The sequence below is a fragment of the Caballeronia sp. A2-2 genome, assembly GCF_057612605.2.
In genome coordinates this window covers 853,493-867,353 of the sequence record NZ_CM172587.1, presented here as the reverse complement: position 1 = coordinate 867,353, position 13,861 = coordinate 853,493, and the positions used below count along the sequence as shown (strand labels likewise).

Genomic DNA, 13,861 nt, shown 5'->3' with positions numbered 1-13,861 from the left:
GAAAATGTGGATATCAAGCATCGAGCTTACCAATTTCAAGTCGTATAGACGCCAACTTTTCGATCTTCCTTGTCCGGCCAACGGAAGGAATCTCGTGCTTATCGGTGGCCTCAACGGTTATGGAAAGACGTCTATTCTTGAAGCGCTCTATCTCTGTCTGTACGGGAAGGACGCTTTATTGCATCTCGCACGAGCCGGGCTCAAGACGGACGACAACTCCGGCTATCCGACGTTTCTCGAACGAGCACTGAATGGCGAAGCCCGTAGAGACACAACGAACTTCATGTCCGTGCGCGTTCGCATCAGCCGCAACAAGATCTCAGCGCTGGATGTCACCCGCAAGTGGTACTTCAAGCCGAACGGCGCATGGAATACCGAAGAAGAAGCGCTCGTGCGCGTGATCAAGAACGACATTCCTGACGCACCGCGCATCGATGGCAAGAATGGTTTTAATCTGGTTGAGATGCTGGACGAATTCTTCGTTCCAGCGCATATCGCACCTTTCTTCTTCTTCGACGGCGAAGAAGTAAAGAAATTGGCTGATCAGTCGCGCGTGGAACAGGTCAAGCAAGGCCTGGAGAATTTGCTTGGCGTAGTTCTATTGCGAACGCTTACCGATCGCTTAAAGGGCTTCGAAGCATTGCAACGTAGTAACGTCATCAACGTCAATCAAGAGAAACTCGAGGCAAATCGTCTGGAATTGGATAGCGCCGAGACTGAACTGGAAGAAGTCAGGAACGGGCTGAAGGCTCTGCAAGCCGAAGCCGACCGTATCCGGTATGAACGCGAAGCGCTGATCAGTCGCATGACTGGCGCGGGTTTCGGAAGCGCAGACGTTTCAACGTTGGGTAGTCTTATCGAAGAACGAGAACAGTTTCGGAGCGAACTCAGAAAGTGCCATCAAAAGCTAGAGTCGGCTTTGACGAGCAAGCTGCCTTTCCATCTGGCCGGAGATGGAATTCTGTCCCGGTATCGCCAGCAAATTCACGCGGAAGCTCGCTGGTTTGAATGGGAGGCAGACAGGCGCGCCTTGGAACCAAGAATCAGCGCATTCGAAAAAGCATTCTTCGATTCCACCGCAACGGCGCTGCGACCGCCTTTGACCGAGCATCAGACCACTGCCATTCAGGACGGGATTACGCGTGCTTGGACCAGTCTGTTCCATCCGCCTCCCAAAGACGCCGCGTCAGAGATCGTGCACGGTTATCTTCGTAACGACGCTCGAAGCGACGCGCTTCGGTTTCTTGATTCGATCGCCCTGAGTCAAAGAGATATCGACGACCTGTTGGAAAAACAGACGTCGCTTAACCGACGCAGGGAGGCACTGGAGCGGCAAATCAATCAGTTGGAAGGAATAGATCGAGATGGCACTGCGGCCGCGATGAAACGGAGCTTCGACGAGTTGTCAGCAATGTCGAATAGGTTGCAGGAAGAGATCAATAGCAACCAGCGAAAGCAAGGCAACCTTGAGAACCGAATCAGCACGATCCGGCCGATCTATGAACGCGAGCGGCAGAACGCGAACAACTCAAATCCTGCCCGCGGGTTGATCAACAAATCGGAGCGTGTCCGCAAAGTCATCGGCGACGTCATACCGAAGCTGTTTCCATTGAAGGTGCAGGAACTCGCCAAAGAAATGACCAAGGTCTATAAGGCGCTGGCGCATAAGGACATCGTTGATCGTATCGATATCAACGATGAGGGTGTGACACGTCTTCTGGACAAAACGGGCAAGGAACTCGTGGCCGACCGCTCGGCAGGCGAAAACCAGATTTTCGCGACATCGCTTATCGCCGGGTTGGCACGTGTATCGGGTATCGCTGCGCCTCTCGTGGTCGACACGCCGCTGGGGCGCCTCGACAGCAAGCATCGCGAGAATATTTTGAACTTTTGGACAAGCGATCCAAAGCGACAGGTCATTCTCCTTTCTCAGGACAAAGAAATCGATTCTAGTTTCTTCGAGCGTCTGGAAGGACGTATCTGCAAGTCTTATTTGCTGGAACATACGAACATGGGAGATGGAATCGGCAGAACGACTGCTAAAGAGCATGCCTACTTTCAGGGAGCGCGTGCATGAGTCAAATCGTAATCGAGCAAGCGCTGAGTTCTAGGTATAGACCAAGTGGCGAAGCCGATCGTCAAAATACAATTTTGATGGAAGCGCTGGTGCTTTCGACACGCGCCGCCGCCGCGCGCTTGGCAATCGGACGTTCGCTTTCGATCCCGCATATGGCGATTGAGGGCAATCCAAATCCCACCATCGATGCACGGGGCGTTGAGGTTCAGGGACAAACGCTCTTTAGCGTCAACGACATTTCCGCATGGATCGGTCTGATCGTCACCCACGGCAAGCTCTACGGGAACGCGATCGAAACACTGGACGAGTTCAAGACTGCGGTCCGCTTTCACTGGCATAGAGGCGCGCAACTTCTGTACAGCGACTGGAACGAGTCTGATCGAAACTATGACCAGTTCGTCAAAATTCTGATTACTCGGCGAGCGTCACTCCGAAGCGAGACGCGTACGCATGACGAGGAAGACGACGATCGAGTAGATCCCTTGTCAAACGATAAGGTGCGAAAGCTCGAAGTCGTAAAAGCCTTGGCTGAGCTTGGAATCGCAGCCGAGGAACGCGCCGTGCACGTCGGCCCTCGGATCACGCGATACGAGATCGGCTTGGTCGACGTTGGACACTTCGATCGCCTGCGGAAAAATCTTCGACAGCTTGCATTGAGTCTCGGCGTTAAAACCGGTGTTCCTTCGCTGTCGCAGGGCAACGAAGCAAAGAGCGTATTGCTTGACTTTGCTCGGACGCCTGATGAATGGAATGCAATAGGATTCTCCGATCTCGAACGCTGGAACGAGAACCGCAAGGATTCGGCGGCGCTGCCAGTTTTCGTCGGGTTGGATTTGAGCGGCAAGAATGTCTCTTTCGATCTCGCAAGCGCTCCCCACCTGCTGATCGGTGGCGCAACTGGCATGGGCAAAAGTGTCTGCGTTCACACGCTGATTCTGTCGCTTCTGCTCAACCGCTCTAAGGGTGATCTTGAACTCGCCCTCATCGATCCGAAGCAGGTCGAGTTCTCGCCGTATTCGAGTCTCGATTGTCTTTTCGACGGGAAGATAGTGTCGGAAGTCGCGGGCGCATTGAAGCTGCTGCAACGTCTGGTTGCCGAGATGGACGAACGCTACACCGGTTTCAAGGCGCTAGGCGTTGCCAACATAGCGGATGCCCGCGCGGCCGGTTTAGCGCTTCCATACTTGGTGGTGTTCGTTGAAGAGTTCGCTGATCTGGTGCTTCAGAACAAGCAAATCGAACCACTGGTGGTCCGGCTTGCGCAAAAAGCTCGAGCAGCCGGGATTCATCTGGTCCTGGCAACTCAACGACCGGATGCAAAAACGTTCTCAGGTCTGATTCGAAGCAACGTACCGGCGCGTATCGCGTTGACCGTTCAGAAAGCCGTCGAGTCGAACATCATTCTCGATGAAGGCGGGGCCGAATCTTTGAGCGGGCCGGGAGATATGCTGGTAAAGCTCTCGGGTCAAGCGTCCATCCGGGCACATGGTCCCCTGATTACCTTGGACGACATCAGATCGGTCATCCAACGACTTTGATCTTCACAGAATTGCTTAAGCCCGAGTGACGCATGAAAGCACGCGCCACTCGGCTAAGTAATCAAACAGGACCAGTGGTTGCACTAGAGATCGAGGCAGAGACCTGAAGCTCTACTTCTTATAAGCCACGCAATCCACCTCCACCTTGCAATCAATCACCATCGACGAAACCACACAAGCCCGCGCCGGCGGGTTCGCGCCAAAATACTCCTTGAACACCTTGTTAAACGAAGCAAAGTCCCGCGGATCGTCCAGCCACACGCCGCATCGCACGACATGCTCCGTGCCGTAGCCTGCTTCTTTGAGAATTGCGATCACGTTCTGAATCGCCTTGTGCGATTGCTCGACGATTCCGCCGTTGATCACCTCACCGTTTTCCATCGGCGTCTGGCCCGACACGAAAAGCCAGCCATCGGCTTCGACCGCGCGTGCGAACGGCATGTGCGCGCCGCCCTGTCCCTTGCCACCTTCAACGCCATAACGCTTCATCATCCAGCTCCTTTGTTTGCTCAAACGAAATTCAGAACGCGCCGCGCGCATCGAGTTTCGATGCATCGCCGCGCTTAACGAAACGTCCCGCGCGCGCGCCGGTCACGGCCTGCTCGCGATACGTCAGAACACCATTCACCCACACCGCATCGATGCCGTCGGCCGCCTGTTGCGGCTGCGCGAAAGTCGCGGCATCGCGCACACGCTCGGGATCGAACACGACGAGATCCGCGTGATACCCCACCTTCACTTCGCCACGCTCGGTCAAACCAAAACGTCGCGCCGACAGACTCGTCATCTTGCGCACGGCTTCTTCGAGCGAAATGAGCGCCGTGTCGCGCGCATAGTGTCCGAGCACGCGCGGAAACGCACCCCACAATCGCGGATGCGGCAGCGGATCGTTCGGCAAACCATCCGAGCCGACCATCGTCGCGGGATGCGAGAGAATGCGCCGCACGTCATCCTCGCTCATGTTGTGATACACCGCGCCCGCCGGTTGCAGGCGCTTGCCCGCTTCCTGCTGCGTCACGTTCCATTCTTGCGCGACTTCGCGGATCAGTTTGCCCGCCATCTCGGGATGCGGCGTCGACCAGGTAATCGTGATGTCGATATCGCCCGTCACTTGCTTGAGATCGAGCGTCGATGAACTGCGGTTGTACGGATAGCAATCGCAACCCACAGGCTGACCATCGCGCGTGGTGTCGAGCGACTTGAGCACGTCCACGCTGCGTCCCCAGTTCGACGGCCCCGCGCACTTCAGATGCGAAATCACCACCGGCACGCGCGCATGACGGCCCACGCGGTACGCCTCGTCCATCGCATCGAGAATGGCGTCGAACTCGGTGCGCATGTGCGTGGTGTACACCGCGCCCGCACGGCCGAGCGGTTCGGCCAGCGCCTGCACTTCCTCGGGCGGCGCATTGAACGCCGAACCATACGCCAGCCCGCTCGACAAACCGAGCGCGCCGTTGTCGAGCGCTTCTTCGAGTTGCGCGCGCATCGCGGCGATCTCGTCGGCGTTCGCCGCGCGGTCGAGGCGATCCATGTGATTGTTGCGCAGCGCCGTGTGGCCGATCAGCGCGCCGACATTTACTGAGGGATGCGCCTCGTTCACCGCTTCGACATACGCGGCGAAGGTCGGGTACTGGAACGCGGCGGCGTCGCCGAGCAGGTTCATTGGGTCGGGCGGCGCGCCCTTCAGCGTCACCGGCGACGCGCTGATGCCGCAATTCCCCACGATCACCGTCGTCACGCCCTGCGTGATCTTCGGCATCATCTGCGGCGAGCGGATGACGTGCGTGTCGTCGTGCGTGTGGACATCGACGAAACCGGGCGCGAGCACCTTGCCTTGCGCGTCGAACGTGTCCTTCGCGGTCCACGCGGCGAGCCCGCCCGGCGCTTCGATGGCAACAATACGACCGTCGCGCACGGCAATATCGCGCTCGATGGCGGGCGCGCCCGTGCCGTCTATCAATCGCGCGCCGACGATCAGCGTGTCGGCCTGAAGCGATGTCATGATCAATCTCCCAAAGGTTGACGCTCGCCGCCGCCGCGATGCGCATCGAGCGCGTGCTTCATGCGGCGCAGAAGTTCGCGGCTGCGGTCGGCCTGCTTCACGGCCAGTTCGGTCACGAGCAGGTCGAGCGCCATCATCATCGCGTAGCGCGACGACGACGGTTTGTAGATGAAATCCGTCTCGATGGCGATGACCGGCACGAGCCAGTCCGCCAGCGCGCCCAACGGCGATGCAGGCGCGGTCAGCGCGATCACGCGCGCGCCGTATTCCCGCGCGAGCCGGCAGCTTTCGACCATCTCCGGCGTCTGCCCCGTCACCGACAGCGCGACGATCACATGCTCCTTCGACAAGGTCGCGGCCACCATGCGCTGCAACAGCCCGTCCTGATACGACGCCACCGGCCGCCCGAGCCGCACGAGGCGAAAGCGCATTTCATCGGCGAGCGCGGTCGAGCCGCCGCCCATGCCGAACACATAGATCATCGATGCAGCGGCAAGCGCATCCGCTGCTTCGGCAATAGGCGCGTTGCGCAGCGCGCCCTGATTCTGCGCAAGCGTCGCCTGCACTTCCTCGAAGATGCGCGTGGCGAGCGAATCCGGCACGGCATCCGGCGCGCGTTCCAGAAAACGCTGGCCGACCGCCGCCGCCTGCGCCAGCCGCAGCTTCAGTTCGCGCACATCCTGACAGCCGACCGCCTTCGCAAAACGCGTGACCGTCGCGATGCTCACCGCCGCTTTATCCGCCAGCGCGCCGATGCTCGCCCGCGACGCGCCGGTGAGGTCGTCGAGGATCAACGCCGCGACCTTGCGCTCGGCGCCGCGCAACTCCGGCGCGCGCTCGGCAATACGTGCGACGATATCGAAGCGGAGCGATTCGGCGTGGCCGTTCATGGTGCGGTGCGTGATAAAAAGCAGCGTGATGTTACTAAATAACAATTTCTTCACGCATGCTACTTTGGTTACCATTACACCGTCAATCATGACGTTGAATCGGTTTTCGTCGGACACAATACAAACGGACGATGGAGTAGCATCACATGAAAGTTACAAACTATCACGGCGCGACGATCGACCCGTTCGGCAAGGGCATCGGCATGGTGCCGGGCACGGGCATCCAGTTGAACGACGCGAGCCGTCTGCAATGGAACCTGCTCGATGAAGACGTGAGCCTGCCGGCCGCCGTGCTGTATGCCGACCGCATCGAACACAATCTGAAGTGGATGCAGGCGTTTGTTGGCGAATACGGCGTGAAGCTCGCGCCGCACGGCAAGACGACAATGGCGCCGCAACTGTTCCGCCGCCAGCTCGATGCGGGCGCGTGGGGCATCACGCTGGCGACAGCGCATCAGGTGCGCGCGGCGTATCGCGGAGGCGTGCATCGCGTGCTGATGGCGAATCAGCTTGTCGGCAAGCGCAACATGGGCATGATCGCGGAACTGCTGACCGATCCGCACTTCGAGTTCTTCTGTCTGGTGGATTCGGCGGATGGCGTCGATCAACTCGGCGCGTTTTTCAGCGATGTTCACAAGAAGCTGAACGTGCTGATCGAACTGGGCGTGCCGGGCGGACGCACCGGCGTGCGCGACGATGCCCAGCGCGATGCCGTGCTCGCCGCCATCGCGCGTTGGCCGGGCACGATCGAACTGGCGGGCATCGAGTTATACGAAGGCGTGTTGCAGGACGAAACGAAGGTGCGCGAGTTTCTCAAGAGCGCGGTGGACACCACGCGCGAACTGATCGCGCAGGGCAAGATCGCGCGCCAGCCGGCCATTTTGTCGGGCGCGGGATCGGCGTGGTATGACGTCGTCGCCGATGAATTCGCCAAGGCCAACAGCGATGCGATCGAAGTCGTGCTGCGTCCCGGCTGCTATCTGACGCATGATGTCGGCATCTACAAGAAAGCGCAGAACGAGATTTTCGCGCGCAATCCGATCGCGAAGAAGATGGGGCAAGGACTCAAGCCCGCGCTGCAATTGTGGGCCTACGTGCAGTCGATTCCGGAGCCGGACCGCGTGATCATCGGGCTAGGCAAACGCGATTCCGCCTTCGATGCGGGCATGCCGGAACCGGCGAAGCATTTCCGCCCCGGCACCAACATGCCGCGCGATGTGTCGTCGGACGAAGGCTGGGAAATCTTCGGGCTGATGGATCAGCACGCGTACTTGCGCATCAAGCCTGGCGACGACATCAAGGTGGGCGACATGATCGCCTTCGATATTTCGCATCCCTGCCTGACCTTCGACAAGTGGCGTCAGATTCTCGTCCTCGATCCGAAGTACCGCGTCACCGAAGTCATCGAAACGTTCTTTTAAGCCTTGTCTTCGAGCTCGGCGGCCAGTTGCGCGTGCGTGGCCGCCACGGTCTGAATGCGCGCTTCGAACAGATGAAGCGCGCTCGATAACGCTTCGATGGCGTCATCGGGCAGCGACGCCATGGTGTCGTGCAGGAAGGCATTGCGGCGCGGCAGGCCTTCTTCGGCGGCCGCGCGCCCTTGCAGCGTGAGCGCGACATTCGACACGCGGTTGTCGCGCGCATCCACGCTGCGCACGATCCAGCCGAGCGATTCCAGCGTCTTCAACTGACGCGTGAGCGCGCCCGGGTCCACCTTCAGCCGTTCGACCAGCGCCTTTTGCGAGAGCACGCCCGCCTGCTCGTGCAACGCGAGCAGGATGCGCCAACGCGGCATCGGCTGGCCGACCGCTGCTTCGAACGCCGACATGAACGCGCGATACGTGCGTCCGAACTGTTGCATGACGGCGATACGGTCCTGTTCATTCATCGCGATATCCATTGATTCTTTGCTCATTCGGCCATGATGACCGGCTCCTGCGGTCCCTTCAGACGCACCGGCGGCACGCGTCGCGACTGCCAGAATGACACGACCGCGATCACCGCCGCCACCGCCAGTCCGATATGGATGGCCGCGACCAGCGCCTCGCGCGCCGCTTCCATCAGCGCGGCGCCATTGTGGCCTGCCGCCGCGAGTTGCGCGAGCAGCGTTTGCTGCGCGTCACGGTTGATGAGGATTTGCGGGTCGGAGAGGTCGCCGAGCCAGTGCATCGCGTTATCTTTTTCGAGCGCGAGGCTCACGCCGCTTGCGTAGAGATGGCTGATCAGCGTGCCGGTCAGCGCGGTGCCGATCATCCCGCCGATCATGCGCAAGGATTGCAGCAAGGCCGTCGCGATGCCGAGATGCGCGCGCCCCGCCGTCTGCTGCGCGAACACGGTGAGATTGGGCATCACGAAACCGAGGCCGAGTCCGCCGAGCAACATGACGACGAGCAGCATCGAACGCGGCATGTTGTGCGTGGCGATAACCACGCCCAGACACGACGCCGCGAGCAACGCGAAGCCGACGAACAGCATGAGATTGGCGTTCTTCAACCGCGTGACGATCCGCCCGTTCACGATGCTGCCAATCGTGATGAACACGACGAGCGGCGTGATCATGAGGCCCGCGTCCTTCGGGCTCATGCCGAAGCCGCCTTGAAACAAAAGCGGCGCGTAGAACAGCAGCGAGAACATGGTGAAGCCGCCGAGAATCGCGAGCGTGAAGAGCGCGGCGAGGGCCTTGTTGCGGAACATGTCGATCGGCAGGATGGCGTAATCGCAGCGCATTTCCCACTTCCACAGCGCGAAGGCGGCCGCGACGCTCGCCAGCAGCAGCGCGGCGGTTTCCATCGTGAGACCGTGCTTCGGCAACATTTCGACGAACAATTGCAGCGCGCCCAGCGACACCGCGATCAACGCCGCGCCCGGCCAGTCGAGGCGCATCTTGCCCTCATGCGCCACATGCCGCAAATGCGGCAGGAAGCGCCACACGAAGTACAGCGACAACGCGCCGACCGGCAGGTTGACATAGAACACGGAGCGCCAGCCGTAGTATTGCGTGAGGATGCCGCCGAGCGACGGACCGACCGCATTGGCGATCCCGAACGCAGAACTCATCAGCACTTGCCAGCGCAGCCGCACGACCGAATCCGGAAACAGATCGGCGATACACGCGAACGCGGTGCCGACCAGCATGCCGCCGCCGATGCCCTGCAAACCGCGCGCGAGAACGAGGAACATCATGCTGTTCGCAAGTCCGCACAACACGGACGCCACCGTAAACACGACAATGGATGCGATCACGAACGGCTTGCGCCCGTAGTAATCGCCGAGCCGTCCGAAAATCGGCACGGTGATGACGGACGTGAGAAGGTACGACGTGGCGACCCACGCGTAGAGATCGAAGCCCTTGAGTTCGGCGACGATGGTCGGCAGCGCCGTGCCGACGACCGTCTGATCGAGCGCGACGAGCATGGTGACGAAGGAAACGCCCAGCATCGCCATGAGCGATTCGCGGAACGGCAAAACCTGACCGCTGGAGTGATGCGCGGCTGTGTGAACGGCCATTTTTTGTAAGCGCAATGATTGACTGGTCAATGGAAAGTGAATCATAGCATGGCCGCGTGCTCTAATTCGCGTGGTCAACCCCTCTTTCGTTTTGGAAATCAGGCATCAAGCAATGGAACCGACGCCGATCATCACCTCGCCGCTCAACACCGAAGACTTCGCCGCGCTCACGCGTGCCAAGGAAGAACTCGAAAGCCCGTCGCTCACGATGAAGCTGGCGAGTGTCGTGGGCGCGCCCATCGAAAAACTCATGAACCGGCTGCCGAACGTGGCGCAGGAGAAAGTGGACGAGGCCACGCAACTTGCGCTGAAGAAGTGCCTGCAACTTGCGTTGCGCACGATTGGCAAGGGAAGCGCGTCCGATTCGCTGCTCGCGCCACCGCCCGACAAACCGAGCAATTTGATGCACAAGCTCGCGGTTGCGACTACAGGCGCGGCGGGCGGCGCGTTCGGTTTGTTCGCGCTGCCGGTCGAACTGCCCGTCACCACGACGCTCATGTTTCGCTCGATCTGCGATATCGCGCGCAGTGAGGGGGAAGACGTGCATCGCGTGGATACGCAGTTGCAATGCATGATGGTGCTCGGCATGGGCGGCGCGAACAAGGACGACGATAACGCGGACCTCGGCTATTTCATCGTGCGTGGCGCGTTGGCGCAGTCGGTTTCGCGCGCGACGAGCGAAATTGCGACGAAGGGTTTGAGCAGTCACGGGTCCACGGCGTTGCTCAAGTTTTTGCAGACCATCGCATCGCGGTTTTCGGTGCAGGTCAGCGAGCAGGTGGCGGCGAAGTCGATTCCGGCGATCGGCGCGGTGCTCGGCGCGATGGTGAATACCGTGTTCATCGACCATTTTCAGCAGATGGCGCATGGGCATTTCACGGTGCGTCGGCTGGAACGGAAATACGGGACGCCAGCGGTCGAGCGGGCTTATCAGACCATCGAAGTCATGCGGTGACTGATTCGATGAAGCGCGCGGCACGGTCGAGCGCGGCGCGCGCTTCGGGCATGAAGGGTGTCCAGATTTGGAAGATGTGCGGTGCTTTTGGCGTGATTTGAAGCTCTACGCGCACGCCTGCCATGCGGGCTTTTTCGGCGATGCGGGTTGAGTCGTCGAGCAGCAGTTCGGTGTCGCCTGCTTGGATCAGCATCGGCGGCATGCCGGTGAAGTCGCCGGATAATGGCGATGCGTATGGGTGAGTCGCGGATGCATCGCCGAGATACTGCGCGGCGACAAGCGGGAAGGCGGTTGCGTGGAACATCGGGTCGCGGCCTTCGTTCGTTTTCATCGATGCGCCGCTGCAAGTGAGGTCCGTCCACGGTGAAAAGAGCACCGCGCCTGCGGGGAGCGGGACGCCGGAATCGCGTAGTGCGAGCAATGTTCCGAGCGCGAGTCCGCCACCGGCCGAATCCCCCGCGATGACAATTTTCCCGCCCCTTGTAAGCAACGCGCGATATGCCGCGACGGCGTCATCAACCGCCGCCGGAAACCGATGCTCAGGCGCGAGCCGATAGTCCAGCGAAAACACATCCGCCTGCGCTCGCGTGGCAAGCCCGAACGTAATCGCGCGATGCGTGCGCGGTGAGCAGAAGTAGTAGCCGCCACCGTGCAAGTACAGGATCGTGGCGCGCGCAGGTTGTGTGGGCGTCAGCCATTCGCCACGCAGCGGCGCATGCTTCGCCTCTTCGCGGATATCGAGACGCCAGCCCTTCGGCACGTCCGGCAGCCACAGCCGTCGAGACGTCTGAGCGCGCGCGTGCGCGACATCGAGTTCCGGCGCGGCGGTCCTTGGGCGCATGGTTCGCCGCAAGATCCAGCTGGCGAGCGTGCGTTGCCAGCTCATCGCGTTTTCGTGTTCGCGCTTCTTAGTTCGATGGCATCACCTGACCGCGAATTTCGCCGGTCGGGTTCTCCTGCGTGTGAATGTTGAAGTACCACTGGCCAGCCATGAGGTCGGTGACCTGTTGTTCGCTGAGCGTGGCTTGACCTTTCATCGGGCTGGTCAAAGCGTTCTTGTCGACGGGAACCTGCACCTTCGCGTTCTGGCCTACCGGCGCAGGTCCGTGAAAGTGCGCCATGGTCGCGGGACCGGAAAGCTCGGCGTAGGTCACGGTCCATTGAAGGACTTTGGTGTCGGTGTCGAAAGTGGCGTCGAGCAGACCGTGGCCCTTGCTGACACGTGGCGGCACTTCGCTTGATGGCTGAAGGTTCGCCTTGAGCGCGACGGTGTCTGCATATGCATTGATCGAGGCGAAAAGCGTGAGCATCACGGCCGAAACCTGACACGCATAACGGTGGCGAATCGAAGTCAATGTCGCTCTCCTTAGATGGCGGGTACGCGAGCAGATAGTAGTGCATTTGCACGATCCACCGCACTTCGCACGCGTGACACTAACGAAAAAAGGGCGCCCGAAGGCGCCCTCTTCTTTACCACTCAGCATCTGCGTATGACGCAGCAGCCCGCTTTAGAAGCGGTGACGGATACCCGTCGTCACGAGGACCTGACGGCTGCTCGACGAGTTGCCACTCGCACCGGAGATGCCTGCATAAACCGCTTCGCCTTCCGGCAGACCGCTGGCGATCTGAACCACGCCTTCAGCATAGATGTCCGTACGCTTCGACAGCGCGTAGTCGGTCTGCAAGCCGAACTGGTGATAGCGAACACGGGTCGTTTCGCCGTCGAATTGCGCGAACTTCGAATTCGTGAACGTGTATGCAGCGCCCATCGACAGTGCCGGCGACAGCGCGTAACGGCCGTTCACTTCGTAGTTGTTGATGGTGTTCGCGCCAACGCCGGTCAAGTTGTTGTCTTGACGAACTTGCGTCCACAGGCCGCCAAACGTCACTGCGCCGATCGAGTAGCTAGCACCAGCACCGAACGTACGTTGACGATCGACGTTGAATTCCGAACCTTGATTCGGCAGGTCCGACTGACCTTCAACGATCGCGCCGCCGTTTGCGGAGTGGATCTGGTTGCCTTGCATGTAAGCCGCTGCGACCTTCAGGCCGGCGTTTTCGTAGCCAGCGCCGACGCTGTATGCGCGGTTGGCGGCGAAGCTGCCTGCACCGTTCGAGAATGCGTACATGCCGTTGAACGACAGACCCGAATAGTTCGCGCTTTGGAACTTGACCGAGTTGTTCTCATGGAACGCGTCGCCGTTCAGGTTGTCGATGTTGCCCGGGTGCGCGAAATACGTACCGCCCCACGAACCGCTGGCGCTCAACGGGCCAAGGTAGTCCGTCACGGAGTCGTTTTGACGACCGAGCGTGACCGTGCCAGCTTGCGACGACAGGCCGACATAAGCCTGACGGCCAAAGCCGCTACCGAGCGAACCGCCGTTCGCCACGTCGAAGCCGCTTTCCAAACGGAAGACCGCTTTCATGCCGCCGCCCAGATCTTCAATGCCACGCAGGCCCCAACGGCTCATGTCCACATTGCCACCCGACATGCTCCACGAGTTCGTCTTCTGCGAACCGAATTCCGAACCGGTCGCGACGTTGTTCACGTACGTCAGACCTGCGTCGACCAGACCGTACAGCGTGACGCTGCTTTGCGCGCTTGCCGCGCCAGCGAACGATGCAGCCAGTGCAGCCACAGCCGCTACGATAAGATTCTTTTTCATGCGTATTCCTTTGAGTGAGTCCTGAGACTCGATGGGTTGCTTCAGCCGGCGCCGTGGCACGTCTGGTACCCAGTGCCCCGGGTTATGCCTCACACCGTTATTCGGCAGCCCAAAGTGTAGGACCGGGCTTTTTGCCCCGGCCACCCAACGGAACGCAAAAATCATTTCGAACAATTCAAAAAATAGAATTTCAATATGAGTTAACGCTTAGGTGACTTGCACT

The 13,861-nt window shown here is 60.0% G+C and carries 12 protein-coding genes; 4 read left to right on the top strand and 8 right to left on the bottom strand.

The genetic code is table 11. The annotated features are described in order from the left end of the window. Positions 1-4: 4 nt before the first annotated feature. Both dndD and ACZCWR_RS04165 read left to right on the top strand, forming a co-directional pair. Positions 5-2,077 carry a DNA sulfur modification protein DndD gene (gene dndD, locus ACZCWR_RS04170; protein ID WP_487302464.1) on the top strand — a complete coding sequence of 691 codons (2,073 nt, stop codon included), beginning with the start codon at positions 5-7 and terminating at the stop codon, positions 2,075-2,077. After that, entirely contained in the window at positions 2,074-3,615 is a 1,542-nt protein-coding gene (locus ACZCWR_RS04165) for an FtsK/SpoIIIE domain-containing protein (RefSeq protein WP_487302463.1), read from the top strand. The genes dndD and ACZCWR_RS04165 overlap by 4 nt, the downstream gene beginning before the upstream one ends. A gap of 111 nt (positions 3,616-3,726) precedes the next feature. Here the strand turns inward: ACZCWR_RS04165 and ACZCWR_RS04160 are convergent, their stop codons facing one another. The 3 genes from ACZCWR_RS04160 to ACZCWR_RS04150 are packed head-to-tail and all read right to left on the bottom strand — an operon-like array spanning position 3,727 to position 6,510. Continuing rightward, positions 3,727-4,104, bottom strand: a complete 378-nt coding sequence (locus ACZCWR_RS04160) for a RidA family protein (RefSeq protein WP_487303239.1) — start codon at positions 4,102-4,104, stop codon at positions 3,727-3,729. Positions 4,105-4,135: 31 nt separating this feature from the next. Continuing rightward, positions 4,136-5,620, bottom strand: coding sequence for an N-acyl-D-amino-acid deacylase family protein (locus ACZCWR_RS04155; RefSeq protein WP_487302462.1), 1,485 nt, complete (start codon positions 5,618-5,620; stop codon positions 4,136-4,138). 2 nt (positions 5,621-5,622) lie between these two features. Then, a complete protein-coding gene (locus tag ACZCWR_RS04150; RefSeq protein ID WP_487303238.1) occupies positions 5,623-6,510 on the bottom strand; it encodes a MurR/RpiR family transcriptional regulator in 888 nt (295 codons plus the stop codon). Positions 6,511-6,656: 146 nt separating this feature from the next. On the opposite strand from ACZCWR_RS04150, the gene ACZCWR_RS04145 reads away from it, so the two are divergent. Continuing rightward, positions 6,657-7,931 carry an amino acid deaminase gene (locus ACZCWR_RS04145; RefSeq protein ID WP_487302461.1) on the top strand — a complete coding sequence of 425 codons (1,275 nt, stop codon included), beginning with the start codon at positions 6,657-6,659 and terminating at the stop codon, positions 7,929-7,931. Here ACZCWR_RS04145 and ACZCWR_RS04140 read toward each other — a convergent pair. Beyond that, positions 7,928-8,398, bottom strand: a complete 471-nt coding sequence (locus tag ACZCWR_RS04140; RefSeq protein WP_487302460.1) for a MarR family winged helix-turn-helix transcriptional regulator — start codon at positions 8,396-8,398, stop codon at positions 7,928-7,930. The two genes, ACZCWR_RS04145 and ACZCWR_RS04140, sit on opposite strands and share 4 nt — an antisense overlap. Before the next feature lie 23 nt (positions 8,399-8,421). Beyond that, positions 8,422-10,017, bottom strand: coding sequence for an MFS transporter (locus ACZCWR_RS04135; RefSeq protein WP_487302459.1), 1,596 nt, complete (start codon positions 10,015-10,017; stop codon positions 8,422-8,424). 112 nt (positions 10,018-10,129) lie between these two features. On the opposite strand from ACZCWR_RS04135, the gene ACZCWR_RS04130 reads away from it, so the two are divergent. After that, a complete protein-coding gene (locus ACZCWR_RS04130; protein WP_487302458.1) occupies positions 10,130-10,972 on the top strand; it encodes an EcsC family protein in 843 nt (280 codons plus the stop codon). Here ACZCWR_RS04130 and ACZCWR_RS04125 read toward each other — a convergent pair. The 3 genes from ACZCWR_RS04125 to ACZCWR_RS04115 all read right to left on the bottom strand — a co-directional run bounded on the left by ACZCWR_RS04125 (position 10,962) and on the right by ACZCWR_RS04115 (position 13,638). After that, a complete protein-coding gene (locus tag ACZCWR_RS04125; protein ID WP_487302457.1) occupies positions 10,962-11,858 on the bottom strand; it encodes an alpha/beta hydrolase in 897 nt (298 codons plus the stop codon). The two genes, ACZCWR_RS04130 and ACZCWR_RS04125, sit on opposite strands and share 11 nt — an antisense overlap. Before the next feature lie 22 nt (positions 11,859-11,880). Continuing rightward, on the bottom strand, positions 11,881-12,282 hold the full coding sequence (locus ACZCWR_RS04120; RefSeq protein WP_487303237.1) for a CHRD domain-containing protein: 402 nt from the start codon (positions 12,280-12,282) through the stop codon (positions 11,881-11,883). A 198-nt stretch (positions 12,283-12,480) separates the two neighbouring features. Further along, positions 12,481-13,638 (bottom strand): porin, encoded by a 1,158-nt coding sequence (locus ACZCWR_RS04115; protein WP_487302456.1) that lies wholly within the window; start codon positions 13,636-13,638, stop codon positions 12,481-12,483. Between the last annotated feature and the right edge of the window lie 223 nt (positions 13,639-13,861).

What these genes read in the sequence shown, in the direction of transcription:
- ACZCWR_RS04165 (WP_487302463.1), top strand. Translation starts at nt 2,074, where the DNA reads ATGAGTCAAATCGTAATCGAGCAAGCGCTGAGTTCTAGGTATAGACCA.
- ACZCWR_RS04150 (WP_487303238.1), bottom strand. Translation starts at nt 6,510, where the DNA reads ATGAACGGCCACGCCGAATCGCTCCGCTTCGATATCGTCGCACGTATT.
- ACZCWR_RS04125 (WP_487302457.1), bottom strand. Translation starts at nt 11,858, where the DNA reads ATGAGCTGGCAACGCACGCTCGCCAGCTGGATCTTGCGGCGAACCATG.
- ACZCWR_RS04160 (WP_487303239.1), bottom strand. Translation starts at nt 4,104, where the DNA reads ATGAAGCGTTATGGCGTTGAAGGTGGCAAGGGACAGGGCGGCGCGCAC.
- ACZCWR_RS04115 (WP_487302456.1), bottom strand. Translation starts at nt 13,638, where the DNA reads ATGAAAAAGAATCTTATCGTAGCGGCTGTGGCTGCACTGGCTGCATCG.
- ACZCWR_RS04130 (WP_487302458.1), top strand. Translation starts at nt 10,130, where the DNA reads ATGGAACCGACGCCGATCATCACCTCGCCGCTCAACACCGAAGACTTC.
- dndD (WP_487302464.1), top strand. Translation starts at nt 5, where the DNA reads ATGTGGATATCAAGCATCGAGCTTACCAATTTCAAGTCGTATAGACGC.
- ACZCWR_RS04135 (WP_487302459.1), bottom strand. Translation starts at nt 10,017, where the DNA reads ATGGCCGTTCACACAGCCGCGCATCACTCCAGCGGTCAGGTTTTGCCG.
- ACZCWR_RS04145 (WP_487302461.1), top strand. Translation starts at nt 6,657, where the DNA reads ATGAAAGTTACAAACTATCACGGCGCGACGATCGACCCGTTCGGCAAG.
- ACZCWR_RS04140 (WP_487302460.1), bottom strand. Translation starts at nt 8,398, where the DNA reads ATGAATGAACAGGACCGTATCGCCGTCATGCAACAGTTCGGACGCACG.
- ACZCWR_RS04120 (WP_487303237.1), bottom strand. Translation starts at nt 12,282, where the DNA reads ATGCTCACGCTTTTCGCCTCGATCAATGCATATGCAGACACCGTCGCG.
- ACZCWR_RS04155 (WP_487302462.1), bottom strand. Translation starts at nt 5,620, where the DNA reads ATGACATCGCTTCAGGCCGACACGCTGATCGTCGGCGCGCGATTGATA.